Below are 26334 nucleotides of genomic sequence, written 5' to 3'. Positions count from 1 at the left end.
CATGATTTTCAAGAATCGAAAAAGACATGTTTTTCAAATGATTGATGGGTACATCGCGCGATAGCTCGACCTGGCTGGCCGGTCGCTCCTTGACAGAAAAGTAGGATAGTTACAGACTGATTTTGGCGGGAGGAGCGATCCGCTGGATTGTCGCGCAATCTCCAGGGGGGAGTATGAACGCGGGCGATGGAACAGTCCCCAAGCTTGCCGTCCGTGCGGCGACGAAAGTCTACCACACGGCGTCCGGCGACCTGACGGCGCTGGAAGGCTGCAGCCTGGATGTCCGGGCCAACGAGATCGTGTCGATCGTCGGCCCCTCCGGCTGCGGCAAGACCACGCTGCTCTGGTCGATGTCCGGCCTGCACGGGCTGAGCGCCGGAGAGATCGCGCTCGACGGCAAGCGCATCGACGGCCCGCATCCGGACATCGGCATCGTCTTCCAGGAGGCCAACCTCCTGCCGTGGCGCAACCTCGACGCCAACATCAATTTCCCCTTCGAGATCAAGGGCACCCGGCCCGATCGCGACTGGATCGCCCATCTCCTCGAACGGGTCGGCCTCGACGGCTTCGGCGGCAAGTTCCCGCGCGAGCTCTCCGGCGGCATGCAGCAGCGCGCCGCGATCGTGCGCGCTTTGTCGCTCAAGCCTTCCGTCCTCTTGATGGACGAGCCGTTCGGCGCGCTGGACAGCTTCACCCGCGACGAGATGAACCGGCTGGTCGAGGAGATCTGGCTCGACCGGCCCACGACGATCGTCTTCATCACGCACAGCATCGAGGAGGCGATCTTCCTCTCCGACCGGGTCGTGGTGCTTTCGCCGCGGCCGGGCCGCGTGGCCAGGGAATACGAGGTGCCGTTCCCGAGGCCGCGCTCGATGGAGATCATGGCCACCAAAGAGGTCTTCGACCTCACCAATGCGATCAAGATGGATATCGTCGGCGGGCGCACGAGCCCTTCCGGGGCGCGTCGACTCGACCAGGTCGAGACGGTGAATTGAGGAATTCCAGGCGATGAGCAGCGACGCTATTCCGGAGTTCCACAAGACCAAGGCGGGCGACGGCCACGACGTCAGCCTGACCAATCTTTCCGCCTTCTCTACCGGACCGGGCGTCAATTCGGCTCGCGAGGTCGCCGCGATCCTGGCTGTCGCGGTGGTGGTGATCGGCGGTCTCGAATTCGCGCTGCGCTTCTTCGAGGTGCCGCAATATATCATGCCGCCGCCGAGCTTGATCGCCGAGGCCCTGGTCACCGAGTTCCCGCTGATCCTTCCCCATCTCGGCCACACGCTGGTCGAGCTTCTGTCGGGATTCGCTATCGGCGCGCTGGTCGGGCTGGTGCTGGCGGCGGTCGTGACGCAGTTCCCCTTCGTGGAGAAGATCGTCGCGCCCTATATTTTGCTGCTGGTGACGACGCCGATGCTGGCGCTTGTGCCGCTGCTCATCCTGCGCTTCGGCTTCGGCTACACGCCGCGCATCATCGCCGTCGCGCTCGCCGCCGGCCCGATGGTGATGATCAACGCCGCCACCGGTTTCCGCCGGGTCGACAGCGCCAAGATCGCGCTCGCCCGCTCCTATGGCGCCAGCACGCTGCAGATCTTCTGGAAGATCAGGGCGCCGATGGCGCTGCCGATGATCCTGGTCGGCCTGATGATCGGCGCGATCTTCGGGCTGCTGACGGCGGTGGGCGCGGAGATGGTCGGCGGCGGCTTCGGCCTCGGCAACCGGCTCACCACCTATTCGTCGATGATCCAGATGCCGCAGTTCTTCGCCGTGGTGCTGATCCTCTCGATCCTCGGCATCCTTATCTATGTGCTTTTCTTCCTCATCGGGAAGAAGTGGGCGAGCTGGGAGGCGTGACCAGCAGGACGCGCCTCCGGGAGGCTGGCGCGAGAGCGGAGTGATTTGCACGCCGGGGCGCGACATCCGTCAACAAGAAGGGAATGCCATGAACGAAAGCTCCATCAAGGCCGGCCTAACAGCCGGAATGAACCGCCGCTATTTCCTGCAGGTCACCGGCGGAGGCCTGGTAACCGCAACCGCGCTCGGCGCCTCGGGTTATCTCTCCCGGGCGCAAGCCGCGGTCTATGAGAAGTTCACCTGGATCTCGCCGCGCGGCACGCTGGAAGTGCTCGACGACTATCCCTATTGGGCCGCCAAGAAGATGGGCTATTTCGGCGACCTCGCCACCGACATGCAGCCCGGCCCCTCGGACGGCACCGCCACGGTGAAATTCGTCGATGTCGGCCAGGCCGATATGGGCTTCCCGTCGCCCGGCGTGTTCTCCTTCGCCATCCAGAACGGCATGAAGCTGACGTCGGTGTTCCACATGGGCGCACGCGACACCTTCAGCTTCGCCTTCCGCAAGGGTGAGGGCTCGAGCGACCTGAAGGCGCTGGAGGGCAAGACGGTGCTGCTCGGCTCCGCCGCCTGGCAGTCGATCACAGATCCGCTGCTCGCCTCCCAGGGCGTCGACATCAAGAAGGTGAAATATGTCGAGGCCGGCTGGCCGACCTGGGGCACCGCGCTTGCCGGCGGCCAGGGCGATGCCGCTTTGTCCTGGGAGGGGCTGCGCGCCGAATGGATCGCGACCGGCCTCAAATTCGACTACTGGCTCGGCGTGCAGAAATCGAAGCTGCCGGCCAACACCTTCGTCGTGCGGACCGCCGACCTCGAAGATCCCGACCGCAAGGCCTTTCTCGAGAAATATCTGCGCGGCTGGGCCATGGGCCTCGAATTCGGCTACCAGAACCCGCGCGCCGCAGTCGAAGCCGTGTTCGAGCAGTTCCCCACGCTCGCCAAGAATCTCGGACCGCAGCTCGGCACCACGTCTATCCTGCAGCAGATCAACGTCTTCCGCGGCGACATGGACAAGCGCGACGGCTGGGGCTGGCACGACATGGCGAGCTGGCAGGGCTTCTTCGACGAGATCCACAAGATCGGCCAGATCACCAATCCGGTGAAAGCCGAGGATGTCTGCACCAACGATCTGATCGCGCCGGCCAACGATTTCGACAAGGCCAAGGTGAAGGCCGACGCCGACGGCTACCAGCTCTCGGAAGGCTTCACCGCGCTCGATGTCGAGAACATCAAGGCGCATATGTTCGACGACGCCGTCTGAGACAGGAATGCATCCCGGGCGGACGGCCCTTGCCGTTCGCCCGGCCCATGACCGCAGCGACCGGCGCCGTGCGCATCCGCCACATGAAAGAGGCGACGTTGGGCCGGCCTGACGTTGTCGTGACTGCAATTGCAGCAATCAGGAGGAAAGATTGTCCGACAAGGTAAAAGTCCTCGTGGTCGGCCTCGGCAATATGGGGGCCTCGCACGCCAGCGCCTATCACCGGCTCGACGGGTTCGAGATCGTCGGCTTGATGAGCCGCTCCATCAAGAGCAAGAAGATCCCGGCGGAGCTTTCCGGCTATCCGCTCTATGAGGATTTCGACGAGGCCTTGAAGGAGGCCAGACCCGACGCCGTCTCCATCAACAGCTGGCCCAACACCCATGCCGAATATGCGCTGAAGGCGATCGACGCCGGCTGCCATGTCTTCATGGAAAAGCCGCTCGCCACCAACATCGAGGATGCCGAGAAGGTGGTCGCGGCTGCGCGCGCCAGGAACCGCAAGCTGGTGCTCGGCTATATCCTGCGCGTCCACCCGTCCTGGATAAAGTTCATCGAAATGGGCAAGACGCTTGGCAAGCCGCTGGTGATGCGCCTCAACCTCAACCAGCAGAGCAGCGGCCCGGCCTGGCACTGGCACAAGAACCTGATCGATTCGCTGATCCCCATCGTCGATTGCGGCGTCCACTATGTCGACGTCATGTGCCAGCTGACGGGGGCCAGGCCCGTGCGGGTGCACGGCATCGGCGCGAAGCTCTGGCCCGAGGCAGCCAAGCAGAATTACGGCCATCTGCACGTCACCTTCGACGACGGATCGGTCGGCTGGTACGAGGCCGGATGGGGCCCGATGATGAGCGAGATCGCCTATTTCGTGAAGGATGTGGTCGGCCCCGAGGGCGCGGTCTCGATCGTCGCCGGCCAGTCGGAAAGTGCTGCCAAGGACGCGGACGAAGTGTCCGACTCAGCCGACATCGACCGCCACACCAAGACCGATGCCATCAAGATCCACCACGCCAAGGTCGATGCGGACAAGAACTTCGCCAAGCCGGACGAGATCTTCAGCATGGAGGACGAGCCCGGCCACCAGGAGCTGTGCGATCGCGAGCAGCAATTCTTCCTGCGCGCCATCCGCGAGGACCTCGATCTGTCGGAATCGATGGATGCCGCGGTGAACAGCCTGCGCATCGTGCTCGCCGCCGAGCAAAGCATCGAAGAGCGGCGCGCCATCGATCTGGCCTGACACAAGCCCCCGGCTGCATCAGCGCGGTTGCGGCCGGGTGTGATCAGTTCCGTTCACGAACGGCAAGGCGGGAGGAAGCGTCAGGCCGTGCCTCAGGCACGACCGCTGCTGGAACGCATCGATAGGGACGCGCGACAAGCGCTCTGACATTTTGGGTCGACGCATCGTGCTCTCCGAAGATCGGGAACGATTTTCGGAGCAATGCGGCAGGAGGAGAGAAGACCATGGCCACCGTCACCGACAGCTTGCTGAAGACCTATGCCGAGTCCGATGCGCTCGGCCTTGCCGGCCTCGTGAGGCGCAAGGAGGTTTCGCCGGCCGAACTCGTCGAGGCCGCCGCCACACTGATCGACCGGCTGAACCCCAGCCTCAACGCGGTCATCCACCGCCTCTACGACATGGGGCGCGCCGCGGCCGCCACGATCGACCGCGACGCTCCTCTGGCCGGGGTGCCCTTCCTGCTGAAGGAACTGGCGTCGTCCTGGACCGGCGCGCCCAACACCAACGCCTCGGTCTATTTCAAGGACTTCGTCGCGACCTTCGACACCGAGGCCGTGCGGCGCATGAAGGCGGCCGGCCTCAATCTGGTCGGCAAATCGAACGCGCCGGAGAACGGCTGGTCGATCTCCACCGAGCCGAAGCTCTATGGGGCGACACGCAACCCCTGGAAGGCCGACATCACCGCCGGCGGGTCGAGCGGCGGCACGGCGGCGGCGGTCGCCGCGCGGATGGTGCCGATCGGCGAGGCGAGCGACGGTGCGGGGTCCATTCGCATCCCGGCATCGTGCTGCGGCGTCGTCGGGCTGAAGCCCTCGCGCGGACGGGTCACGCTCGCCCCTTTCGGCGACTTCTGGTACGGCGGCGCCTATTTCCTGTGCTGCTCGCGCACAGTGCGCGACACCGCCGCCTATCTCGATGCATTGGCGGGCGCCCTGCCGGGCGACCCCTACACACCGCCGACACCTGGTGAGAGCTGGCTTTCCCTCTCGGCCAAGGCGCCGAAGAAGCTGCGCATCGGCTACACGGTCACCCCGCCCAACGGCACGCCGGTCGGCACCGAGCCCAAGGCCGCCGTGCTCGCCGCGGCGAAGGCGCTCGAGGCGCTGGGCCACGAGGTCGAGGAGCACGACATGGCGCTCGACGCCAATGCGGCCTGGAAGACCTATACCGACATGACCTGTGTCCAGACCGCAGCGATGTTCGCCGCGTCCGAGCAGTTCGTCGGGCGGCCGGTCACGAAGAACGACGTCGAGCCGGTGACCTGGGCGATCATCGAGCGCGGCCGCGCAACCGGCGGCATCGCCCACATCGCCGATGTCGAGCAGATCCGTCAGTTGAGCCGCGCCATCGCCGGCGACCTCGCACCATACGATCTATTCGTCACGCCGACGCTCACGCAGCTGCCGCGCCCGGTCGGCTACTACGACATGTCGGAAACCGATCTCGACCGCTACAATGCGAAATGGACAGACTCCGTCTTCGCCTTCCCCTTCAACATCTCTGGCCAGCCCGCCATATCGCTGCCGCTGCACTGGACGGCGGACGGCATCCCGGTCGGCGTGCAGATGGTCGGCCGCTACGGCGACGAGGCGACAGTGCTGGCGGCATCCGTGCAGCTCGAGCAGCAGATGCCGTGGAAAGACCGCCGCCCGCCGGTGAGCGCGTAGGAGACGATCGCAGGTTGGCGCCGCCAGTGATGCCGGCATCTTCTCGGATGCGTCCCTTCGAGGCTCGCCCGCGAAGGTAGGTCCGCCAACAGTCAGTTCCCTGCGGGCCTGCACCCCAGGGTGAGGCCCTGTGGCGCCGGCGCCGCACAACCGGGAAGCACCGAGGTCGGACGAGGATATGGCACCACGGGTCCTCATCCTGAGGTGCGAGCCCGCAAAGCGTCGCCGGGAAAGCGCATACCCGGCGAGGGCGAGCCTCGAAGGACGCACCCCGGAAGAGGCCGGCATCAGGCGCGAGCCTGCGACGTTTCATGCGGCGTCCAGACTACTTCAGCGACCGCGGCGCCCCGGCCGTCTGATACATCGAGATCGTGTGGCCGTCCGGATCGACGATTTCGGACGACCATCCCCCGGGAGCGTGGCTCACCGGGGTGACGATGGTAGCACCCTTGGCGGCAAGGCCTGCGACGACGTCGTCGATACCGCCGTCGGCCAGGTCGAAGACGACAACAGGCGAATTGCCGGGACGCGATTCCATCTTGAAGAAGATCAGGTCGACCTCGTTGGCGGTTCTGGCGATCAGCCAGGCGCCGGCCTCGTCATCCTCCATGCGCTCGACCTCCAGGCCGAGCACGTCGCGATAGAAGGCTTCGGTCCTGTCGATGTCGGAGACATAGTAGCAGATGTTTCCTATGCGGCTCTTGCCGAACATGTGCCTACTCCTTGTTGGCGGTTGCACATTACTCCTGTTGCCGTGGAACCGGATTTCGTGAGCGGCCGATGACAAAAATATGCCCGTCGGGATCATGACTGGCAAGGAAGGCCCCTTCGCGGCGCACCAGCTTGAGCAGGGATCGCCGGATGCGGCCGAAAGCCAGCGCTCCGGCGAGGCCGGGAATCTCCTCGAAGCGATGACCGCCGGCGGCACGCCAGCGCCGCTTGATGTCGGCGATGCGTTGCCGCAGGGCCGGATCCGAGAGGTTCTGGAGCCAGGCGATCTCCTGCCTGTTGTGGCCGGTCAGAGCGAGCAGCGCGGTGGTGCGCAGCGCCGCAGGAAGCTGCGCCACGAAGCGGGTCGGCAGAACGTCCCGTTCGGCCGGTTCGACAGTTGCTGCCGGCGCGCAAAGCGTTTCGCGTCGCCGGTGCCTGATCGCCGAACGGGCATCGAAAGCGGCGCGCTTGCGCAGGGCCCCTTCGAGCCAGCGCCGGTTCCCGATGTCGGAGAGGTCCGTGCGTCCCGCTTCCAGGGCCGCGAGAAGGATCGTCTGCAGCAGGTCCTCGGCCTCGTCGGCCCTTCGCGCACTGAGCTTCGCCTGGCGCAGCAGTTCGGCATAGGGCCGGCGCAGCGACTGCAGCGAGGCCGTCATATGAACAGCGCCCGTTCACGCTCCACCGCCTTGCCGATGAAGGCCGCGACAAGCTGGACGCGGCGCATGGGTCGCACGCTCTCGTGATAGACCAGCCAGTAGGCCCGGCGTATGGGCGGTATCGCCGACACCGGCACCAACTCGTCATGCATGCGGGCGATGAAGGCGTGCAGGATGCCGATGCCCGCACCCGAGCGCACCGCCTCCACCTGGCCGAGGGCCGACGAGATGCCGAACCCGGCATTCCAGGACGGGCTGAATTCGGCGGCATAGTCGAGCGACGGGCTGATGACGAGGTCGGGCACATAGCCGACGAGACGATGCTGGCCGAGTTCGGCCGCGTCGCGCGGCAGGCCGTGCGCCGCGGCGTAACCGCGGGAGGCGTAGAGGCGGAGCGAATAGTCGACCAGCTTGGCCGCGACCAGCCGGCCTTCGAGCGGCCGCTCGACGGTGATCGCGATGTCGGCCTCGCGCCGCGACAACGAGAAGGAGCGCGGCACCGGCACGAGCTGGATGGTCAGGTCGCGATGCTGGGCGGTCAGCGCGCCGAGCCTCGGCGCCAGGAAGGTCACGCCGAAGCCGTCGGGCGCGCCGATCCGCACCGTCCCCGAAATATCGTCGCCTTCACCGGTAATCTCGGCCCGCGCCGCGATCATGTCGGCTTCCATGCGCTCGGCCACCGAAAGGAATCTCTCGCCCGCCGGCGTGAGCTCGCTGCCGGTTGTGAGGCGGCGGAACAGCTTCGCCTTCAGCGCCTGTTCCAGCGCCGCGATGCGCCTCGAGACCGTGGCATGGTTGAGTTCGAGGCGACGCGACGCGCCGAGTATCTGTCCGGAACGGGCAACGGCAAGGAAGACGCGGACGTCATCCCAATTCATGTTGGAAGCCTCCCGTCCATCCTCGGAACTGGTTCGCCGAGCCCCGCGCAAACCAGGAGCACCGCAAGCTACCATTTGCGACAAATGATGCACAGAGTCTTCCGGTCCTATATTTTCCGCACAACGGATGCGATTCCCCTCGCGTTGCCAAGCGTCGCGCGAAGGCAGACAATGAAGCCAGCCTCGAACCGGGCAAGTCAGCCAATCAGGGAGAGAAACGATGGTCGAATACGGTCATTTCATCGGCGGCAAGCGCGTCGCCGGCACCAGCGGCCGCAGCCAAGACGTCATGCAGCCGATGGACGGCTCGGTGCGCGGCACGGTCGCGCTCGCTTCCGCAGCGGAGCTCAGGGCGGCGGTCGAGAATGCCAAGGCGGCACAGCCGGCCTGGGCGGCGACCAATCCGCAGCGCCGGGTACGCGTGCTCATGAAGTTCCTGGAACTGGTCAATCGCGAATATGACGAGCTCGCCGAGTTGCTGGCCCGCGAGCACGGCAAGACAATCGCCGACGCCAAGGGCGACATCCAGCGCGGCCTCGAAGTCGTCGAAGTCTGCATCGGCGCACCGCATATGATGAAGGGCGAGTTCACCGACGGCGCCGGCCCTGGCATCGACGTCTACTCCATGCGCCAGCCGCTCGGCGTCGTGGCCGGCATCACCCCCTTCAACTTCCCGGCGATGATCCCGCTGTGGAAGATCGCTCCGGCGATCGCCTGCGGCAACGCCTTCATCCTTAAGCCGTCGGAGCGCGATCCCGGCGTGCCGCTGAGGATCGCCGAGCTGTTCCTCGAGGCCGGCCTTCCGGCTGGCGTGCTCAATGTCGTCAACGGCGACAAGGAAGTGGTCGACGCCATCCTCGACGATCCCGACATCAAGGCCGTAGGCTTCGTCGGCTCGACCCCGATCGCGCACTACATCTACAGCCGCGGCTGTGCCGCCGGAAAGCGCGTGCAGTGCTTCGGCGGCGCCAAGAACCACATGATCATCATGCCCGACGCCGACATGGACCAGACCGTCGACGCCCTCATCGGCGCCGGCTACGGCTCGGCCGGTGAGCGCTGCATGGCGATCTCGGTGGCCGTCCCCGTCGGCAAGGAGACGGCGGACCGGCTCGTCGAGCGGCTCGTTCCTCGCGTCGAGAGCCTGAAGGTCGGACCGTCGACCGATTCCTCGGCCGACTTCGGACCGCTGGTAACCCGGCAGGCGCTGGAGCGCGTGAAGGGTTACGTCGATCTCGGCGTCAAGGAAGGCGCCAAACTCGTCGTCGACGGACGCGGCTTCACCATGCAGGGCTACGAGAACGGCTTCTATATGGGCGGCTGCCTGTTCGACGAAGTGACGCCTGACATGCGCATCTACAAGGAAGAGATTTTCGGCCCAGTGCTCTCGGTCGTGCGCGCCCCGACCTACGAAAACGCCATCAAGCTCGCCAACGAGCACGAATATGGCAACGGCGTCGCCATCTTCACCCGCGACGGCGATGCCGCGCGTGACTTCGCCAGCCGCGTCCAGGTCGGCATGGTCGGCGTCAACGTGCCGATCCCGGTGCCGATCGCCTACTACACCTTCGGCGGCTGGAAGGGTTCGGGCTTCGGCGACCTCAACCAGCATGGCTCGGATGCCTTCCGCTTCTACACCAAGACCAAGACGGTCACCTCGCGCTGGCCGTCGGGCATCAAGGACGGGGCGGAGTTCGTCATTCCGACGATGAACTAACGCCCGACGCTTCCTCGGTTGCGTGTCCTCGCCGCAAGGCGGCTGCGGGCGCGCGGCGGGGGCATCAAGGACGGGGCGGAGTTCGTCATTCCGACGATGAACTAACGCCCGACGCTTCCTCGGTTGCGTGTCCTCGCCGCAAGGCGGCTGCGGGCGCGCAGCGGGGGCATCAAGGACGGGGCGGAGTTCGTCATTCCGACGATGAACTAACACCCGACGCTTCCTCGGTTGCGCGTCCTCGCCGCAAGGCGGCTGCGGGCGCGCGGCGGGGGCATCAAGGACGACGGAGTTCGTCATTCCGACGATGAACTGAATTTCGATCTGGTTGATTTCCTCAACGGCCTGGGCCTTCGCCTGGGCCGTTTCCGTTCGTGCCGTAGAGCCGATGTGTTCCAGCTAAATCTTTCGTGATGGAACATGCGCCGAGCGGACCGGATTAGCGTTTGTCGGCATCGGCCGACAGCCAGCAACGCAGCGCCGCAGGGAGATGTCGATATGACACGCGCACCCTTGATTTTCATGACCGCCGCCGCGGTACTGTCGTCGGGAGCGGCCTTCGCCCAGGCTCCGACCTGCGGCCCGCGTGACGCGCTCGCCAGGAGCCTCGCCGAACAATACCGCGAGAAGCCGCAGGCGATCGGCGTCGTCGACGCCAAGACCGTCGTCGAGGTCTTCGTTTCGGAGGCGGGCACGTGGACCATCATCGCGTCCGACACGGACGGAAACAGTTGCGTCGTTTCGGCGGGCGAAGGATGGGACAACGCCGCTGTTGTCGCTCGGCTTCCCGATGGCTGAGCGAGCGTCCATCGGCGCCCGGTTCACGCGGCTCTTGCGGTTTGCCGGGCGCAACACCATATATAGGAACATAAAGGGAACATTGTTCCCGATTGTCAGACCGGAAATGGAAGGAGCGACGGGAATGAAGACGTCGACACCGGCCTGGATCGTTTCGGTGGGGTGAGGACGCCGGATAGTGCCTCGCTTTGCCGGAGCGTGATGGCAAAGGAGGTGCCTTATGGCACGTTTTTCATTGACAAGATGGATCGGCTTCGCAGTGGCGGTGGCCGTCGTATCTCCTTCCGCCGCTCATGCGCAAGTGATCTGCCTCGATCGTACAGCCCTGGTCGACAGCCTTTCCGCGAGGCTTCACCAGCGGCAGTTCGGGTACGGTATCGTCAGCGACACCGTGGTTGTCGAACTCTACACCGCGCCCGACGGCAGTTGGACGGTCGTCATGACCGACGTGTCAGGCAGGGCCTGTATCCTGGCGATCGGCCAGGGATGGCAGACCACACTCCCGGCCCCGGGGGACGATGCCTGATCATCGCCGGGGATCGGACCCGAATGCGGATACCCGTTCGCGCGTCCGGCCGCTCTGGCCTCACCGCCCGGCCGCGACCTCCGCGTGGAGGCGCAGCAGCGCCATCAGATGCTCCGCCTTGAGGGCGGCGGAGTTCTCGTCGCCCTCCACGATGGCCCGGATCAGCGCGACATGCAGCTCGGCGGATTCCGCAAGACCGGTCTCGGCCTTGTAGCGGAACCAGAACCTGCGGCTATGGGTCTGGAGCGGCGCGGCCATGCGCGCCGCGAAGGGATTGTCGGCCGCGCGCGCCATCACCTCGTCGAGCGCCTTGTCGGCCTCCAGAAAGGCGATAACGTCACCCGCGACGACGGCATTGTGCATGGCGAGCGCGGCGCGCTGGAAATCACCCGCCGCCTCGCGCCGCACGAAGCGGGCAGCGGAACGGGCGAGCACGATCTCGAGCCCGCGGCGGGCATCGATCACACGCAGCCAATCGCTCGCATGGAGCGGCGCGATGGCAAGTCCGGCGCGCGGACGGATGTCGACCAGCCCCTCCCAGGCGAGCCGCTGAAGCGCCTCGCGCACCGGCGTCCGGCCGAGCCCGATGCGCTCGATGAGCGCTCCCTCGGTCGCGACACTGCCAGGTGCCAGCTCAAGCGTGACGATCATGCGCTCCAGCGCGCGATAGGCTTTCGCCGCCACAGGCTCGAAGGCGCTCGTTGGAATTTCGTCGGCCAAGCTGCTTAGTCCACGCGACACTCGATTGATATATCAGGCCCTATACCAGCCGACGCCGACGCTTGACAACAGTCTGTGCAATGAGATATATCAGCAATATATCAGAAGGAGAGCAATCATGTGGGCCGGTGTATTCCCCGCAGTCACGACCAAGTTCACCATGGACGACCAACTCGACCATGCCGAGATGGAGCGCTGCTTCGGCCTGATGATGGATGCGGGCTGCGACGGCATCATCGTCTGCGGCTCGCTCGGCGAAGGGCCGATGCTCTCGCATGACGAGAAGCTTGAGGTTTTTGCAACCGCACGCAGGGTCGCCGCCGGCAAGCCCATTCTGGTCACCGTCAACGAAGCCGCAACGCGCGATGCGGCCGCGCTCGCCAGGCGGGCGGCCAAGGCCGGGGCCGACGGCCTCATGGTCGTGCCGAGCCCGATCTACCACACCAACGAGCAGGAGACGGTGGCCACCCTCCGCGCCGTCGCCGAAGCCGGCGACCTGCCCGTCATGATCTACTCCAACCGGCTCGCCTATCGCGTCGACGTCACCGTCGACCTCATGGAGGAGCTCGCCGCCGACAAGCGCTTCGTCGCCGTGAAGGAATCGTCCGACGACATCCGTCGCTCGACCGAGATCATCAACCGGCTCGGCGACCGCTACGACCTGTTCACCGGCGTCGACAACCTCGCCTTCGAGGCCCTGTCCGTCGGCGCCATCGGCTGGGTCGCCGGCCTGGTCACCGCCTTCCCGCGCGAGACGGTCGCGATCTACCAGCTCATGAAGCAGGGCCGCCGCGAGGAGGCGCTTTCGATCTATCGCTGGTTCCGGCCGCTGCTCGACCTCGACGTCTCGACCTATCTCGTCCAGAACATCAAGCTGGCGGAAGTGCACGCGCTGGGCTCCAACGACCGCGTGCGCATGCCGCGCCAGCCGCTGGCGGGCGAGCGCCGGGCCAAGGTGGAGAAGGTCATCAAGGACGCGCTCGCCGTTCGTCCGGAACTGCCGCGCTTCTGACCGGTTAGCAATCGACGGAGCGCCTCTCATGCCCCCTCACCCGGCCTGCGTGGAGCCTGTCCTCGGGCTTGCCGCAGGACAGGCTCCATCAAGGCCGGGCGAGGGGGCGGCGACGGCCACGCAACGCGCATGACAACCGATAGCCATCCCGACATCATCGTCATCGGCGCCGGCATCGTCGGCATCGGCGCCGCCGCCTTTCTCGCCGAGGCCGGCCACAAGGTCACGGTCATCGACCGCGCCGGCATCTGCGAGGAGACCAGTTCCGGCAATGCCGCAGCCTTCGCCTTCTCCGACGTACTGCCGCTCGCCCACAAGGGCATGATCGGACAGGTGCCGAAATGGCTCGCCGATCCGCTCGGGCCGCTATCCATTCCCCCCGCTTATCTGCCGAAGCTGCTGCCCTGGCTGTTCCGTTTCTGGCGGGCCGGATCGAATGCGTCCTATGAACGGAGCCTCGGCGCGCAGGCCGCGCTGATGAGGCTCGCCGAGGTCGAATGGATGGACCTCTTGGACCGCTCGGCCACGCGCGGCATGCTGCGCGAGGACGGCTCGCTGGAGCTCTATGAAAGCGAGGCCGAGTTCCGGTCGTCGCTTCCAGGCTGGGCCGTGCGCGACCGCTTCGGCATTTCCTATCGTCACCTGGAAACGCATGAGCTGCCGGACTACCAGCCCGGTCTCGCCGGAACCTTCTCGCGCGGCACCTTCGTGCCCCATTGGAAGACGGTAGGCGACCCGAAGCTTTTCGGCCAGGCGATCTGGAGTTACGCTGAACGGAACGGCGCGACCTTCATGCGGGGCGACGTTGGCCTGGCCATGCAGGCGAAGGACGATCGCGTGCTCGTCCAGCTTCGCGAGGGCCGCACGCTCACGACCCGGCGGCTGGTGATCGCCGCCGGCGCATGGTCGCATCGGCTGGCCCGTCATTTCGGTGACCGCATTCCGCTCGAGACGGAACGCGGCTACAACACGACCCTGCCGAAGAAGGCGTTCGACGTCAGGCGTCAGCTCATCTTCTCGGGCCACGGCTTCGTCATCACCCCGCTCGACACGGGCCTGCGCGTCGGCGGCGCCGTCGAGTTCGGCGGCCTCGACCGGCCGCCCAATTTCGCCCGCTCGAAGGCCATGCTGGCAAAGGCTCAACGCTTCCTGCCCGGACTTGATGCAAGAGGCGGACGCGAGTGGATGGGCTTTCGCCCGTCGCTGCCCGATTCCCTTCCCGTGATCGGCTACTCGCGCAACGACGCCAAGGTGCTCTACGCCTTCGGCCATGGCCATCTCGGTTTGACGCAGGCAGCAGCGACGGGGCGATTGATCCGCGATCTCGTGATGGGGCAGACTCCGCCGATGGATTTGTCGCCGTTCGATCCGCAACGCTTCCATGGCCGATAGAGCGACCGACTGCCGACGATCGGCAAGGCAGTCGGAGTGCGCGATTGCGCCACGCCGTCGGCGCGAAGAGCCGGGCAGCAAAAGGGCGCCGGCGATTGAGGCAATGCGAATGCGTGGGCATCCACCTGGCCTGGGTGCCGGCATCCAGGCATACTGATATAAGAGGCATCGAGGCATCATGGCGCGTCACACCTTTACCTGTATCGACGGGCATACCTGTGGCAATCCGGTCCGGCTCGTCGCCGGTGGCGGGCCGCTGCTCGCCGGCTCCAGCATGATGGAGCGCCGCGCCCACTTCCTCGCCGAGTTCGACTGGATCCGCACCGGCCTGATGTTCGAGCCGCGCGGCCACGACGTCATGTCCGGCTCGATCCTCTATCCGCCGACCCGGCCCGATTGCGACGTCGCGATTCTGTTCATCGAGACGTCGGGCTGCCTGCCCATGTGCGGCCACGGCACGATCGGCACGGTGACCATGGCCATCGAGAACGGCCTGGTGAAGCCGAAGACGCCGGGCGTCCTGCGCCTCGACACGCCCGCCGGCCTCGTCGTCGCGGAATACAGCCAGGTCGGCGAATATGTCGAGGAAGTGCGCATCACCAACGTGCCGTCCTTCCTCTACGCGGAAGGGCTGACCGTCGACTGCCCCGTGCTCGGCGAGATCAGCGTCGACGTCGCCTATGGCGGCAATTTCTACGCCATCGTCGAACCACAGGAGAACTATCGCGACATGGCCGATCACTCGGCCGGCGACCTGATCGCCTGGAGCCCGATAGTGCGCGAGCGGCTCAACGAGAAATACTCCTTCGTCCATCCCGGGAATCCCGCCATCAACCGCCTGTCGCATATGCTTTGGACCGGCAAGCCGCTCGATCCGCAGGCCCATGCGCGCAACGCCGTGTTCTACGGCGACAAGGCGATCGACCGCTCGCCGTGCGGCACCGGCACCTCGGCGCGCATGGCGCAGCTCCATGCCAAGGGGCGGCTGAAGACCGGCGACGATTTCGTGCACGAATCGATCATCGGCTCGCTGTTCAAGGGCCGCGTCGAAAGCGAGACGACGGTCGCCGGCAGGTCCGCCATCGTCCCCTCGATCGGCGGCTGGGCACGCATGACCGGCTACAACACGATCTTCATCGACGACCGCGATCCCTTCGCGCACGGCTTCGTAGTCAAATAGTATAATGCCATCGGTCGATAAGATGCCCGTTGGCGCGAAGCCAGGCGGCCCGGAGGGGCCGCGCCGGCGATTGCGCCAGCATTCACCGGGCCCGGATATGTCAGATCCAGTGCCGTTGGCATTAATGTCTAGACATAGCGGCGAGGGCAATCGCTTGCCTTGCGCAAACTTTCCCCACTGATGGCCCGATGCGAAGCGAAATCTTCGAATTCGCGCCGAAAAACCGACCCATTCGTCAAGGACATTGCGTTGGGCCAATGCTAGCTTCCGCGATAGTCCAAGAGCCGGAAGACGCAAAACACAAGGCCGGCCTTGACGCTTGGGAACGCGTCCATCGAGCAAATTTGACGTTGCAATCCGGGCTCGAGACTTTAGGACTAGGAGAAATTACGAAAGGAATGCGACCGCGAGGCGACATTCCCAGGGGAGCGGCCTACACATGGAATACTTCGTCCAGCAGCTTATCAACGGGCTGACGCTGGGATCGATCTATGGGCTGATCGCGATCGGCTACACGATGGTCTACGGCATCATCGGCATGATCAACTTCGCCCATGGCGACGTCTTCATGATCGGCGCCTTCATCGCCCTGATCGTCTTCCTCATCCTCGTCAGCCTGTTCTACGCTGTTCCGGTGGCGATCGCGCTGCTGATCATGATGATCGTGGCGATGCTTCTGACCAGCCTCTACAACTGGACGATCGAGAAGGTTGCCTACCGGCCGCTGCGCGGTTCGTTCCGCCTCGCGCCGCTGATCACCGCGATCGGCATGTCGATCGTGCTGTCGAACTTCGTGCAGGTCACGCAGGGCCCGCGCAACAAGCCCATCCCGCCGATGGTCTCGCAGACCTACAGCATCGGCGGCATCACCATTTCGCTGAAGCAGATCATCATCGTGGTGGTTACCGCCGCGCTCCTGGCGGTGTTCTGGTATCTGGTCAACAGGACGGCCCTCGGCCGCGCGCAACGCGCTTGCGAACAGGACCGCAAGATGGCGGCGCTGCTCGGCATCGACGTCGACCGCACGATCTCCATCACCTTTATCATGGGCGCGTCTCTCGCGGCCGTCGCCGGGACGCTGTTCCTGATGTACTATGGCGTGGTGGTCTTCTCGGACGGCTTCGTTCCGGGTGTGAAGGCATTCACCGCCGCAGTGCTCGGCGGCATCGGCTCGATCCCCGGAGCGGTGCTTGGCGGTCTGTTGATCGGCTTCATCGAGAGCATGTGGTCGGCCTATTTCTCCATCGACTACAAGGATGTCGCGGCCTTCTCGATCCTCGCGATCGTGCTGATCTTCCTGCCCTCCGGCATCCTCGGCCGGCCTGAAGTCGAAAAGGTCTGACGCCATGGTCGCCATAACGGACGCCCGCGCCGACACCGCCAACCTCTATGCCCGCGCGGTCCGCGAGGCCATCTATGCCGGCGCCATTGCCTTCGGCCTGTTCGTGCTCCTCGTCGGGCTGAAGACCGACCAGAACATCCGCAACGAGCTCATCCTGGTCCAGCGCTGGGGACTGCTCGCGATCGTGGTCGGCCTGGTCATGGTCGGCCGCTTCGTCGCCATCGCCTTCGTGCAGCCGGCGATCGCCCGCGCCAAGGCCCGGCGGGCCGCGGCGCCCGCCGTCGTGGCCGAGCCGGGCTTCGTAAGCCGTAACTTCAGCAAGCTCGCCATCGTCGCCCTCCTCCTCTACCCGGTGGTCGTCGTATCGCTCGTCGGCTTCCAGGGATCGCTGAAGTGGGTCGACAATTTCGGCATCCAGATTCTCATCTATGTGATGCTGGCCTGGGGCCTCAATATCGTGGTCGGCCTCGCCGGCCTGCTCGACCTCGGCTATGTCGCCTTCTACGCCGTCGGCGCCTATGCCTATGCGCTGCTCGGCACCCATTTCGGCTGGTCGTTCTGGATCCTGCTGCCGGCCGCCGGCATCATGGCGGCGTTCTGGGGCGTCATCCTCGGCTTCCCCGTGCTCAGGCTGCGCGGCGACTATCTGGCGATCGTGACGCTCGCCTTCGGCGAGATCATCCGCCTGGTGCTGATCAACTGGCGCGAGGTCACCAACGGCTCGGCCGGCATCTCCGGCGTGCCGAAAGTGAGCTTCTTCGGCCTCTTCACCTTCAACGTCTCCGACCCCAACTATGTCGCCAAGGTGTTCGGCATCGCCCAGTCGGGTGCCTATTACAAGATCTTCCTCTACTACCTGATCCTGGCGCTGGCGCTGCTGACGGCATTCGTGACTATCCGGCTGCGCCGCATGCCGGTTGGCCGCGCCTGGGAAGCGCTGCGCGAGGACGAGATCGCCTGCCGCTCGCTCGGCATCAACACCACCAACACCAAGCTGACCGCCTTCGCCATCGGCGCGATGTTCGGCGGCTTCGCGGGGGCCTTCTTCGCTGCCCGGCAGGGTTTCGTCAGCCCCGAGTCCTTCGTGTTCCTGGAATCGGCGATCATCCTGGCCATCGTAGTCCTGGGCGGCATGGGCTCGCTGCCGGGCATCGCAGTCGCGGCGGTGGTGATGGTCGGCGGCACCGAGATCCTGCGCGAGATGGAATTCCTGAAGATCATCTTCGGCCAGGGTTTCACGCCCGAGCTCTACCGCATGCTGCTGTTCGGCCTCGCCATGGTGATCGTCATGATCTGGAAGCCGCGCGGCTTCGTCGGCAGCCGCGAACCGACCGCGTTCCTGCACAAGCGCAAGGCGGTCTCGAGCTCCTTCACCAAGGAAGGCCACGGCTGATGGACACGACGACGACGCACCCGATCCTCAAGGTCGATCATCTGTCGATGAAGTTCGGCGGCCTGATCGCCATTGGAGACCTGTCCTTCGAGGCCAAGCGCGGCGAGATCACCGCGCTGATCGGCCCCAACGGCGCCGGCAAGACCACGGTCTTCAACTGCATCACCGGCTTCTACAAGCCGAGCGAGGGCATGATCACGCTGACCGGCCGCGACGGCGGGCAGTTCCTGCTGGAGCGCATGCCCGACTTTCAGATCACCGCGCACGCGAAGGTCGCGCGAACCTTCCAGAACATCCGCCTGTTCTCCGGCATGACGCTGCTCGAGAACCTTCTCGTGGCGCAGCACAACATGCTGATGAAGGCGTCGGGCTTCACGGTACTCGGCCTGCTCGGCATCGGCGGCTACAAGAAGGCCTCGCGTGAATCGGTCGAGCTCGCCCAGTTCTGGCTGGAGAAAGCGCAGCTGATCGATCGCGCCGACGATGCCGCGGGCGACCTGCCCTATGGCGCGCAGCGGCGCCTGGAGATTGCGCGCGCCATGTGCACGGGGCCGGAGCTGCTCTGTCTCGACGAGCCCGCCGCCGGCCTCAACCCGCGTGAATCGCTGGCGCTCAACGCGCTGCTCAACGACATCAAGGACACCACCGGCACCTCGATCCTGCTGATCGAGCACGACATGTCGGTGGTCATGCAAATCTCCGACCATATCGTCGTGCTGGAATACGGGCGCAAGATCTCCGACGGCGACCCCGACTCCGTGAAGCACGACCCGCGCGTCATCGCCGCCTATCTCGGCGTCGACGACGAGGAGATCACCGAAGTGCTGACCGAGGTCGGCGACGAGCACGTGATCCAGGAGCTCGACGTCGAGCCGGATCCCGCGCATGGGCCGAGCGCGTCGTCGTCGATGTTGGCCGGCGCGGTTTCCGACACGATCGGCCACGCCGACCCGCAGGGCGAATTCGTGAAGGTCTCGCCAGGGGCCTCGCGGGCGGAACTTGCCGAGGAACATGCCAAACGGCAGGCCGAGGCGAAGGCGGCCGAGGCCGCGAAGACAGCCAGCGCACCAAAGACGGCGGCGCCCAAACGGGCTGCGAAAGAGAAGACCCCCGGGAACGCTCCGGCGGCGAAGACATCGGCCGCGCAGCCCTCATCGACGCCGAAGGCGACCGTGGCGACCGAGGGGGCGCCGAAAGCCGCAGCCGCTTCGAAACAGGCGGCGAAAGCCAAGGCTCCCGAGAGCGCCGAGAAGCCGGCCCGGGCGAAGGTCGCCCCGGCGCCGAAGACGCCGGACACAAAAGCCACCGCGGCGCCGAAACCCGTTGCAGCCAAGCCGCAGGCAAAGGCGACCCGGGCGCCCGCTGCCAAAGCCGCGCCCGAGGCACCGACAACAACCGCCAGGTCCGCGCCGAAGGCCACAGCCGGGTCCAAGCCGTCGCCGCGAAAGGCGGCATCGGCCGGGCCCGTGGCCCCGGCCGCGGTCTCCAACAGGCTGCCGGCGCCGCGCGGCGGAAGGCCCGACGATCTGCTGCTCATCAAGGGTATCGGGCCGGTCAACGCGAAGAAGCTCAATGAGCACGGCATCTTCCATTTCGACCAGATCGCTGCCTGGAAGAAGGCCGATATCGCCGCGGCCGAGGCTTATCTCGCCTTCGACGGCCGCATAGCGCGCGAAGACTGGGTCGGCCAGGCGAAGAAACTGGCGAAGGCTCCGGCCGGGGCCGCGAAACGCGGGGGACGCAAATAATGGCCGCAGGCCCACTTCTCAGCGTCAGGGGCGTCGAGACCTACTACGGCAACATCCGCGCCCTGAGCGGTGTCGATGTCAGCGTCGAGCAGGGCGAGATCGTTGCGCTCATCGGCGCCAACGGCGCCGGCAAGTCGACGCTGATGATGACCATCTTCGGCAGTCCGCGGGCGCGTTCCGGCACCATCACCTTCGCGGGCTCCGACATCACCCAGCTGCCGACCCATGAGATCGCGCGGCTCAGAATCGCCCAGTCGCCCGAGGGACGGCGCATTTTCCCGCGCATGACGGTGCTGGAGAACCTGCAGATGGGCGCCAGCCTCGACAACCTCAAATATTTCGACGAGGACGCCGAGAAGATCTTCGCGCTTTTTCCCAGGCTCAAGGAACGCATCTCGCAGCGCGGCGGCACGCTTTCGGGCGGCGAGCAGCAGATGCTGTCGATCGGCCGGGCGCTGATGGCGCGGCCGAAGCTGCTTTTGCTCGACGAGCCGTCGCTCGGCCTCGCGCCGCTGATCGTCAAGCAGATCTTCGACGCCATCAAGGAACTCAACCGGTCTCAGGGGCTCACCGTGTTCCTGGTCGAGCAGAACGCCTTTGGCGCCCTTAAGCTCGCCAATCGCGGCTACGTCATGGTCAATGGCAAGGTGACCATGAGCGGCACCGGCAAGGATCTCCTGGCCGATCCCGAAGTGCGCGCGGCCTATCTCGAGGGCGGGCGTCACTGATCCGGAGGAATGTGGAACATGCAGGGTATTCTCTACGAGGAAGCATCCTTCTGGCAGTTCGTCTTCGTCACCTGTATCCTGGGGGGCGGGGCCGCGTGGATGACGGGGCGGGCCTGCGCCCAGACATGGCGCCCCTATCGGGCGCTCGTGGTCTACCTCCTGGTGCTCGGCATCGCGGTGCGCTTCATCCATCACGCCTTGTTCGAAGGCACCATGTTCACGGCACAGTTCTACATCGTCGATACGATCGTGCTGCTTGTCATCGGCACGCTTGGCTATCGCTTCACACGCACCAACCAGATGGTGACGCAATATCACTGGCTCTATGAAAGAGCCTCGTTGCTGAGCTGGAAGACAAAGGGTTGACGGGAACCAGCCACCAAGAATCGCGTCCGATTCCGCCAAGATGAATCGGACGTGACAACTGCCTGAAAATCGGCAAACTTACCACTTCTGCGATAGGGTGGGCATCGCTGAAAGTGTCATCCACGCCCACTCAGCCAATGGGAGTTATCAATGAAGAAGTCACTGTTGTCCGCGGTTGCGCTGACGGCGCTGGTAGCGTTCGGCGGCAGCGCGTGGGCCGACATCATGGTCGGTGTCGCCGGCCCGATCACCGGGCCGAACGCCGCCTTCGGCGCGCAGCTGCAGAAGGGCGCCGAGCAGGCCGCCGCCGACATCAATGCGGCCGGCGGCATCAACGGCGAGCAGATCAAGGTGGTGATCGGCGACGACGTCTCCGACCCGAAGCAGGGCATCTCGGTGGCCAACAAATTCGTCGCCGACGGCGTGAAGTTCGTGGTCGGCCATTTCAACTCGGGCGTGTCGATCCCGGCATCCGAGGTCTATGCCGAAAACGGCATCTTCCAGATCACGCCGGCCTCGACCAACCCGACCTTCACCGAACGCGGCCTGTGGAACACCTTCCGCACCTGCGGCCGCGACGACCAGCAGGGCGCCGTGGCCGGTGCCTACCTGGCGGAGAACTTCAAGGACGCCAAGGTCGCGGTCATCCACGACAAGACGCCTTACGGCCAGGGCCTCGCCGACGAGACCAAGAAGGCGCTCAACGGCGCCGGCGTCACCGAAGCCATGTATGAAGGCATCAATATCGGCGACAAGGACTTCTCGGCCCTGATCGCCAAGATGAAGGAAGCCGGCGTGTCGGTCGTCTATTACGGCGGCCTGCACACCGAAGCCGGCCTGATGATGCGCCAGCTCGCCGATCAGGGCCTGAAGGCGACCTTCATGTCGGGCGACGGCATTGTCTCGAACGAGCTCGCTTCCATCGCCGGCGACGCCGTCAACGGCACACTGATGACCTTCGCACCGGATCCGCGCAAGAATCCGGCCGCGAAGGATATCGTGGAGAAGTTCCGCGCGGCCGGCTTCGAACCCGAAGCCTACACGCTCTACGCCTATGCCGCGCTGCAGGCTATCGCCGATGGCGCCAAGGCCGCCGGCGACACCGACCCGCAGAAAGTCGCGGAAGCCATGAAGGCCAAGGGGCCATTCAAGACCGCCATCGGCGAGCTCGGCTTCGACGCCAAGGGCGACATCACCCGTCCGGACTACGTCATGTATGAATGGAAGAAGGGTGACGACGGCAAGTACAGCTACTTCGAGAAATAAGCCGATCCAGCGCGGCTGACCAAGATGCCCGGCGTATCCGCGCCGGGCATTCTCTTTGTGGGCGGATCGCCCGGCTTAATTCGTTTGCACTGCAGCATTTTCCGGCTAATCATGCGCTGTCCCTGACGCCAAGCAGGCTTGCGTGGCCTCGCCCCGCTCCACCTGCCTGGCCTCTTCTCTTGCCGCGGGTCTTGTCGGAAAGCCGTGGGGCACTTTTCCGATACCTGCATTGGTACCTGGAGCCTTTTCCTTGCCGATCAGCAAAATCCTCGTCGCCAACCGTTCCGAGATCGCGATCCGCGTCTTCCGTGCCGCGAACGAACTCGGCATCAAGACCGTCGCCATCTGGGCAGAAGAGGACAAATATTCGCTGCATCGCTTCAAGGCCGACGAATCCTATCAGGTCGGCCGCGGCCCGCATCTTGCCCGCGATCTCGGCCCGATCGAGAGCTATCTGTCGATCGACGAGGTGATCCGGGTGGCCATGCTGTCGGGCGCTGACGCCATCCATCCCGGCTACGGCCTTCTCTCCGAAAGCCCTGAGTTCGCAGAAGCCTGTGCCGCCAACGGCATCATCTTCATCGGCCCGAAGCCCGAGACCATGCGCCGGCTCGGCAACAAGGTAGCCGCGCGCAACCTGGCGATCGAGGTCGGCGTTCCGGTGGTGCCGGCGACCGACCCGCTCCCGGACGACATGAAGCTTGTGGCCGGGATGGCGGCCGGGATCGGCTATCCGGTGATGCTCAAGGCGTCCTGGGGCGGCGGCGGACGCGGCATGCGCGCCATCCGCGGCGAGGCCGACCTGGCGCGCGAGGTGACCGAGGCGAAGCGCGAGGCCAAGGCCGCCTTCGGCAAGGACGAGGTCTATCTGGAGAAACTGGTCGAACGGGCGCGCCATGTCGAGGTCCAGGTGCTGGGCGACACGCACGGCAACGCCGTGCATCTGTTCGAGCGCGACTGCTCGATCCAGCGCCGCAACCAGAAGGTCGTCGAGCGGGCCCCGGCGCCCTATCTCGACGATGCCAGGCGCGCCGAGCTTTGCGGCCATGCGTTGAAGATCGCGCGCGCCACCGACTACGTCGGCGCCGGGACGGTCGAGTTCCTGATGGATGCCGACACCGGCGAGTTCTATTTCATCGAGGTCAATCCGCGCATCCAGGTCGAGCATACTGTGACCGAGCAGGTGACCGGCATCGACATCGTCAAGGCGCAGATCCACATCCTCGACGGCTTCGCCATCGGCACGCCGGAATCGGGCGTGCCGGCGCAGCAGGACATCCGCCTCAACGGTCACGCGCTGCAGTGCCGCATCACCACGGAAGACCCCGAGCAGAACTTCATTCCCGACTATGGCCGCATCACCGCCTATCGCGGTGCGACTGGTTTCGGCATCAGGCTCGACGGCGGCACCGCCTATTCCGGCGCGGTGATCACGCGCTATTACGATCCGCTGCTGGAGAAGGTCACGGCCTGGGCTCCGACCGCCGAAGAAGGCATCGCTCGCATGCATCGCGCACTGCGCGAATTCCGCATCCGCGGCGTGGCGACCAACCTCACCTTCCTCGAAGCGATCATCACGCACCCTGCCTTCCGCGACAATTCCTACACGACGAGGTTCATCGACTCGACACCGGAACTGTTCGCCCAGGTGAAGCGCCAGGACCGCGCCACGAAGCTGCTCAACTATCTTGCCGACGTCACCGTGAACGGCCATCCGGAGACGCGCGGAAGGCCCGCGCCAAACCCCGATGCCGCGGCTCCCGTCATCCCCTGGTACACCGCGCCGATCCCCGACGGCACCAAGCAGCGGCTGGACGCGCTGGGACCGGAGAAATTCGCCTCCTGGATGCGCGACCAACAGCAGGTGCTCGTGACCGACACCACGATGCGCGACGGTCACCAGTCGCTGCTCGCCACCCGCATGCGCACCTTCGACATCGCCCGCATCGCCGGCACCTATGCGCGCGCGCTGCCGCAACTGCTCTCGCTGGAATGCTGGGGCGGCGCCACCTTCGACGTCGCCATGCGCTTCCTTACCGAGGACCCGTGGGAGCGGTTGGCGCGGATCCGCGAGGCGGCGCCCAACCTGGTGCTGCAGATGCTGCTGCGCGGCGCCAACGGTGTCGGCTACACCAACTATCCCGACAATGTGGTGGAGCATTTCGTCGCCCAGGCCGCCGCGGCCGGCGTCGATCTCTTCCGCGTCTTCGACTGCCTGAACTGGGTCGAGAACATGCGGGTGGCGATGGATGCCGTACGCGCCGAAGGCAAGCTGTGCGAGGCGGCGATCTGCTACACCGGCAACATCCTCGATCCGGCGCGCGCCAAATACGACCTCGGCTATTATGTCGAGCTGGCCGGAGAGCTCGAGAAGGCGGGGGCCAACATCATCGCGGTCAAGGACATGGCCGGTCTCCTCAAGCCGGCGGCCGCCCGCGTGCTGTTCAAGGCGCTTCGTGAAGCGACCGACCTGCCGATCCATTTCCACACGCACGACACGTCGGGCGTGTCGGCCGCCACCGTGCTGGCGGCGGTCGAGAGCGGCGTCGACGCCATCGACGCGGCCATGGACGCGCTGTCCGGCAACACCTCGCAACCCTGCCTGGGCTCGCTGGTCGAGGCGCTGAAGGGGTCGGATCGCGATCCCGGCCTCGATCCCGAATGGATCCGCAAGATCTCCTTCTACTGGGAGGCGGTACGCAACCAGTATGCCGCCTTCGAGAGCGACCTCAAGGGACCGGCCTCGGAAGTCTACCTTCACGAGATGCCGGGCGGACAGTTCACCAATCTCAAGGAGCAGGCGCGCTCCCTGGGACTTGAGACGCGCTGGCACGAGGTTGCGCAGGCCTATCACGATGTGAACCTGATGTTCGGCGACATCGTCAAGGTCACCCCCTCCTCCAAGGTCGTGGGTGACATGGCGCTGATGATGGTGAGCCAGGACCTGTCGGTCGCCGATGTCGAAAACCCTGCGCGGGACATCGCCTTCCCCGACTCCGTTGTCTCGATGCTGCGCGGCGATCTCGGCCAGTCGCCGGGAGGCTGGCCGGCGAAGCTGCAGAAGAAGGTGCTGAAGGGCGAAAAGCCGATCACCGCCAGGCCCGGATCGCTGCTGAAACCAGCCGACCTCCCAAAGGCGCGCAGGGAGATCGAAGGAAAGCTTGGCAGGTCGCTTTCCGAGTTCGAATTCGCTTCCTGGCTGATGTATCCGAGGGTCTTCACCGATTTCACCGGCGCCCAGGAAACCTACGGCCCGGTCAGCGTGTTGCCGACCCCGGTCTATTTCTACGGCATGAAGCCCGAGGATGAAATCTTCGTCGACATCGAGCGCGGCAAGACCCTGGTCATCCGCTGCCTGGCGGTCGGCGACGTCGACGAGAAGGGCATGGTCACGGTCTTCTTCGAACTGAACGGCCAGCCCCGCCGCGTGAAGGTGCCCGACCGGGCGCATGGCGGCTCCTCCGCCAAGATCAGGCGCAAGGCGGAGGCTGGCAACGAGGCCCATGTCGGTGCGCCGATGCCGGGCGTCGTGTCGACGCTCGCCGTCGCCGGCGGCCAGGCCGTGAAGGCGGGCGACGTGCTGCTGTCGATCGAGGCCATGAAGATGGAGACGGCGCTCCATGCCGAGCGCGACGGCACGATCGCCGAGGTCCTGGTGCGTGCCGGCGACCAGATCGACGCCAAGGATCTGCTGGTGGTTTACGGGTAGCGGACGGAGAACAGGTCTTTCTCCTGCCGCATTTCCGGCGGATCGCACCGGCGCTGCTTTCCCCTCGCGGATCCCATGTCCGCGTGGGAAAGCTGCGAGCGCATCGAAACCACGGACATGAATCACCGGCTCCGTGGCCCAATGGCACGCCTGCCGGGCGCCTTGACTGAACG

The 26334-nt window shown here is 65.4% G+C and carries 22 protein-coding genes; 18 read left to right on the top strand and 4 right to left on the bottom strand.

Annotation, left to right across the window (positions count from 1 at the left end):
* Nucleotides 1-173 precede the first annotated feature (173 nt).
* From JN302_RS08240 to JN302_RS08220, 5 genes are all read left to right on the top strand, one after another.
* On the top strand, nt 174-995 hold the full coding sequence (locus JN302_RS08240; RefSeq protein ID WP_202332552.1) for an ABC transporter ATP-binding protein: 822 nt from the start codon (nt 174-176) through the stop codon (nt 993-995).
* Between the two features lie 13 nt (nt 996-1008).
* Nucleotides 1009-1854, top strand: a complete 846-nt coding sequence (locus JN302_RS08235; protein WP_202332551.1) for an ABC transporter permease — start codon at nt 1009-1011, stop codon at nt 1852-1854.
* 88 nt (nt 1855-1942) lie between these two features.
* On the top strand, nt 1943-3115 hold the full coding sequence (locus JN302_RS08230) for an ABC transporter substrate-binding protein (RefSeq protein WP_202332550.1): 1173 nt from the start codon (nt 1943-1945) through the stop codon (nt 3113-3115).
* A 151-nt stretch (nt 3116-3266) separates the two neighbouring features.
* Nucleotides 3267-4355 (top strand): Gfo/Idh/MocA family protein, encoded by a 1089-nt coding sequence (locus JN302_RS08225; RefSeq protein ID WP_202332549.1) that lies wholly within the window; start codon nt 3267-3269, stop codon nt 4353-4355.
* A 224-nt stretch (nt 4356-4579) separates the two neighbouring features.
* On the top strand, nt 4580-6022 hold the full coding sequence (locus JN302_RS08220) for an amidase (RefSeq protein ID WP_202332548.1): 1443 nt from the start codon (nt 4580-4582) through the stop codon (nt 6020-6022).
* A 325-nt stretch (nt 6023-6347) separates the two neighbouring features.
* Here the strand turns inward: JN302_RS08220 and JN302_RS08215 are convergent, their stop codons facing one another.
* Genes JN302_RS08215 through JN302_RS08205 form a run of 3 tightly spaced genes read right to left on the bottom strand, consistent with a single transcriptional unit; the run spans nt 6348 to nt 8267 of the window.
* Nucleotides 6348-6734, bottom strand: a complete 387-nt coding sequence (locus JN302_RS08215; RefSeq protein WP_202332547.1) for a VOC family protein — start codon at nt 6732-6734, stop codon at nt 6348-6350.
* A 28-nt stretch (nt 6735-6762) separates the two neighbouring features.
* The gene (locus JN302_RS08210; RefSeq protein ID WP_202332546.1) at nt 6763-7389 is read right to left on the bottom strand and encodes a transcriptional regulator; all 627 of its coding nucleotides are present in this window, start codon (nt 7387-7389) and stop codon (nt 6763-6765) included.
* Nucleotides 7386-8267 carry a LysR family transcriptional regulator gene (locus JN302_RS08205; RefSeq protein WP_202311134.1) on the bottom strand — a complete coding sequence of 294 codons (882 nt, stop codon included), beginning with the start codon at nt 8265-8267 and terminating at the stop codon, nt 7386-7388. Before JN302_RS08205 ends, JN302_RS08210 begins: the two co-directional genes overlap by 4 nt.
* Nucleotides 8268-8487: 220 nt before the next feature.
* On the opposite strand from JN302_RS08205, the gene JN302_RS08200 reads away from it, so the two are divergent.
* From JN302_RS08200 to JN302_RS08190, 3 genes are all read left to right on the top strand, one after another.
* Nucleotides 8488-9984 carry a CoA-acylating methylmalonate-semialdehyde dehydrogenase gene (locus tag JN302_RS08200; protein ID WP_202311133.1) on the top strand — a complete coding sequence of 499 codons (1497 nt, stop codon included), beginning with the start codon at nt 8488-8490 and terminating at the stop codon, nt 9982-9984.
* 495 nt (nt 9985-10479) lie between these two features.
* On the top strand, nt 10480-10779 hold the full coding sequence (locus JN302_RS08195; protein WP_202332545.1) for a hypothetical protein: 300 nt from the start codon (nt 10480-10482) through the stop codon (nt 10777-10779).
* 220 nt (nt 10780-10999) lie between these two features.
* Nucleotides 11000-11305, top strand: a complete 306-nt coding sequence (locus JN302_RS08190; protein WP_202311131.1) for a hypothetical protein — start codon at nt 11000-11002, stop codon at nt 11303-11305.
* A gap of 60 nt (nt 11306-11365) precedes the next feature.
* Here the strand turns inward: JN302_RS08190 and JN302_RS08185 are convergent, their stop codons facing one another.
* Nucleotides 11366-12025 carry a GntR family transcriptional regulator gene (locus JN302_RS08185; protein ID WP_244743074.1) on the bottom strand — a complete coding sequence of 220 codons (660 nt, stop codon included), beginning with the start codon at nt 12023-12025 and terminating at the stop codon, nt 11366-11368.
* A gap of 118 nt (nt 12026-12143) precedes the next feature.
* Here JN302_RS08185 and JN302_RS08180 point away from each other — a divergent pair, with 118 nt between their 5' ends.
* The 10 genes from JN302_RS08180 to pyc all read left to right on the top strand — a co-directional run bounded on the left by JN302_RS08180 (nt 12144) and on the right by pyc (nt 26161).
* Entirely contained in the window at nt 12144-13037 is an 894-nt protein-coding gene (locus tag JN302_RS08180) for a dihydrodipicolinate synthase family protein (protein WP_202332544.1), read from the top strand.
* Between the two features lie 129 nt (nt 13038-13166).
* A complete protein-coding gene (locus tag JN302_RS08175) occupies nt 13167-14429 on the top strand; it encodes an NAD(P)/FAD-dependent oxidoreductase (RefSeq protein WP_202332543.1) in 1263 nt (420 codons plus the stop codon).
* 178 nt (nt 14430-14607) lie between these two features.
* Nucleotides 14608-15609 carry a 4-hydroxyproline epimerase gene (locus JN302_RS08170; RefSeq protein WP_202332542.1) on the top strand — a complete coding sequence of 334 codons (1002 nt, stop codon included), beginning with the start codon at nt 14608-14610 and terminating at the stop codon, nt 15607-15609.
* 439 nt (nt 15610-16048) lie between these two features.
* Nucleotides 16049-16951, top strand: coding sequence for a branched-chain amino acid ABC transporter permease (locus JN302_RS08165; RefSeq protein ID WP_202311127.1), 903 nt, complete (start codon nt 16049-16051; stop codon nt 16949-16951).
* A gap of 4 nt (nt 16952-16955) precedes the next feature.
* The gene (livM, locus tag JN302_RS08160; RefSeq protein WP_202332541.1) at nt 16956-18344 is read left to right on the top strand and encodes a high-affinity branched-chain amino acid ABC transporter permease LivM; all 1389 of its coding nucleotides are present in this window, start codon (nt 16956-16958) and stop codon (nt 18342-18344) included.
* Nucleotides 18344-20092 (top strand): ATP-binding cassette domain-containing protein, encoded by a 1749-nt coding sequence (locus JN302_RS39900; RefSeq protein WP_202332540.1) that lies wholly within the window; start codon nt 18344-18346, stop codon nt 20090-20092. The genes livM and JN302_RS39900 overlap by 1 nt, the downstream gene beginning before the upstream one ends.
* On the top strand, nt 20092-20820 hold the full coding sequence (locus JN302_RS08150; protein WP_202332539.1) for an ABC transporter ATP-binding protein: 729 nt from the start codon (nt 20092-20094) through the stop codon (nt 20818-20820). Before JN302_RS39900 ends, JN302_RS08150 begins: the two co-directional genes overlap by 1 nt.
* Nucleotides 20821-20838: 18 nt before the next feature.
* Nucleotides 20839-21186 carry a DUF6867 family protein gene (locus JN302_RS08145; protein WP_202332538.1) on the top strand — a complete coding sequence of 116 codons (348 nt, stop codon included), beginning with the start codon at nt 20839-20841 and terminating at the stop codon, nt 21184-21186.
* A 150-nt stretch (nt 21187-21336) separates the two neighbouring features.
* Nucleotides 21337-22452, top strand: a complete 1116-nt coding sequence (locus JN302_RS08140; RefSeq protein ID WP_202332537.1) for a branched-chain amino acid ABC transporter substrate-binding protein — start codon at nt 21337-21339, stop codon at nt 22450-22452.
* Between the two features lie 250 nt (nt 22453-22702).
* Nucleotides 22703-26161 (top strand): pyruvate carboxylase, encoded by a 3459-nt coding sequence (gene pyc / locus JN302_RS08135; protein ID WP_202332536.1) that lies wholly within the window; start codon nt 22703-22705, stop codon nt 26159-26161.
* Nucleotides 26162-26334 lie beyond the last annotated feature (173 nt).

This window comes from Mesorhizobium sp. L-8-3, from assembly GCF_016756615.1.
Classification (GTDB): Bacteria; Pseudomonadota; Alphaproteobacteria; order Rhizobiales; family Rhizobiaceae.
The sequence above is the reverse complement of the archived record's forward strand: the minus strand, read 5'-3'. Positions and strand labels throughout refer to the sequence as shown.

Excerpts from the sequence above, each read along its gene's own strand:
- JN302_RS08240 (WP_202332552.1), top strand. The coding sequence starts at position 174 with ATGAACGCGGGCGATGGAACAGTCCCCAAGCTTGCCGTCCGTGCGGCG.
- JN302_RS08235 (WP_202332551.1), top strand. The coding sequence starts at position 1,009 with ATGAGCAGCGACGCTATTCCGGAGTTCCACAAGACCAAGGCGGGCGAC.
- JN302_RS08230 (WP_202332550.1), top strand. The coding sequence starts at position 1,943 with ATGAACGAAAGCTCCATCAAGGCCGGCCTAACAGCCGGAATGAACCGC.
- JN302_RS08220 (WP_202332548.1), top strand. The coding sequence starts at position 4,580 with ATGGCCACCGTCACCGACAGCTTGCTGAAGACCTATGCCGAGTCCGAT.
- JN302_RS08215 (WP_202332547.1), bottom strand. The coding sequence starts at position 6,734 with ATGTTCGGCAAGAGCCGCATAGGAAACATCTGCTACTATGTCTCCGAC.
- JN302_RS08210 (WP_202332546.1), bottom strand. The coding sequence starts at position 7,389 with ATGACGGCCTCGCTGCAGTCGCTGCGCCGGCCCTATGCCGAACTGCTG.
- JN302_RS08205 (WP_202311134.1), bottom strand. The coding sequence starts at position 8,267 with ATGAATTGGGATGACGTCCGCGTCTTCCTTGCCGTTGCCCGTTCCGGA.
- JN302_RS08200 (WP_202311133.1), top strand. The coding sequence starts at position 8,488 with ATGGTCGAATACGGTCATTTCATCGGCGGCAAGCGCGTCGCCGGCACC.
- JN302_RS08195 (WP_202332545.1), top strand. The coding sequence starts at position 10,480 with ATGACACGCGCACCCTTGATTTTCATGACCGCCGCCGCGGTACTGTCG.
- JN302_RS08190 (WP_202311131.1), top strand. The coding sequence starts at position 11,000 with ATGGCACGTTTTTCATTGACAAGATGGATCGGCTTCGCAGTGGCGGTG.
- JN302_RS08180 (WP_202332544.1), top strand. The coding sequence starts at position 12,144 with ATGTGGGCCGGTGTATTCCCCGCAGTCACGACCAAGTTCACCATGGAC.
- JN302_RS08175 (WP_202332543.1), top strand. The coding sequence starts at position 13,167 with ATGACAACCGATAGCCATCCCGACATCATCGTCATCGGCGCCGGCATC.
- JN302_RS08170 (WP_202332542.1), top strand. The coding sequence starts at position 14,608 with ATGGCGCGTCACACCTTTACCTGTATCGACGGGCATACCTGTGGCAAT.
- JN302_RS08165 (WP_202311127.1), top strand. The coding sequence starts at position 16,049 with ATGGAATACTTCGTCCAGCAGCTTATCAACGGGCTGACGCTGGGATCG.
- livM (WP_202332541.1), top strand. The coding sequence starts at position 16,956 with ATGGTCGCCATAACGGACGCCCGCGCCGACACCGCCAACCTCTATGCC.
- JN302_RS39900 (WP_202332540.1), top strand. The coding sequence starts at position 18,344 with ATGGACACGACGACGACGCACCCGATCCTCAAGGTCGATCATCTGTCG.
- JN302_RS08150 (WP_202332539.1), top strand. The coding sequence starts at position 20,092 with ATGGCCGCAGGCCCACTTCTCAGCGTCAGGGGCGTCGAGACCTACTAC.
- JN302_RS08145 (WP_202332538.1), top strand. The coding sequence starts at position 20,839 with ATGCAGGGTATTCTCTACGAGGAAGCATCCTTCTGGCAGTTCGTCTTC.
- JN302_RS08140 (WP_202332537.1), top strand. The coding sequence starts at position 21,337 with ATGAAGAAGTCACTGTTGTCCGCGGTTGCGCTGACGGCGCTGGTAGCG.